1 protein-coding gene is annotated in these 827 nt (G+C 60.9%); it reads right to left on the bottom strand.

The window, feature by feature from the left end:
- On the bottom strand, positions 1–827 hold an 827-nt coding region (locus IFT53_RS23535), incomplete at both ends, for an Ig-like domain-containing protein (protein WP_244656555.1).

The following is an 827-nucleotide window of genomic DNA, read 5'->3' as shown; positions in this document are numbered from 1 at the left end:
CTGTCGGAACCAGAGTAACCAGCAGTCGGCGTGTAGGTGATGCTCGTGCCAGACGCCGTCGCCGTACCATGGCTGGCCTGGGCATTGATGGCGACCGATGCCGCCGCCCCGCCGGTAATGTTGAGCGTGATGACATTGGCCGAGGAATTGGCAGGAACCGTCGCTGGCACGGCATTGGCAAGCGCGGCCTGCTCAGCAATGGCAAGCGTATATGTCACAGAACTTGAGGCACTGTTTGCATCTCTTGCCGTGATCGTGAAGCTGGCATTGCCAGCCACTGTCGGCGTACCCGACAAGGTGCCAGCCGAGGTTAACGACAGGCCTGCGGGCAAGGTGCCGCCGGTGACGCTGAAGCCATAGGGTGCCGTGCCGCCTGAGGCCGAGATGGTCTGATTATATACGGTGCCAACCACACCACCTGACAGCGACCCCGCCGATGGCGAGAAGCTGAAGGTGGGAGCCAACACAATGACGGAGACGGTGGCAGCCGCTGATGTGCCAAACGTATTTGTGGCGGTATAGGTGAAGCTGTCGGAACCAGAGTAACCAGCAGTCGGCGTGTAGGTGATGCTCGTGCCAGACGCCGTCGCCGTACCGTGGCTGGCCTGGGCATTGATGGCGACCGATGCCGCCGCCCCGCCGGTAATGTTGAGTTTGATGACATTGGCCGAGGAATTGGCAGGAACCGTCGCTGGCACGGCATTGGCAAGCGCGGCCTGCTCAGCAATGGCAAGCGTGTAGGCAACAGAACTTGAGGCACTGTTTGCATCTCTTGCCGTGATCGTGAAGCTGGCATTGCCAGCCACTGTCGGCGTACCCGACAAGGT

This window comes from Rhizobium sp. CFBP 13644, from assembly GCF_014842165.1.
In the GTDB taxonomy this organism is placed as follows: domain Bacteria; phylum Pseudomonadota; class Alphaproteobacteria; order Rhizobiales; family Rhizobiaceae; genus Agrobacterium; species Agrobacterium tumefaciens_C.
The sequence above is the reverse complement of the archived record's forward strand: the minus strand, read 5'-3'. Positions and strand labels throughout refer to the sequence as shown.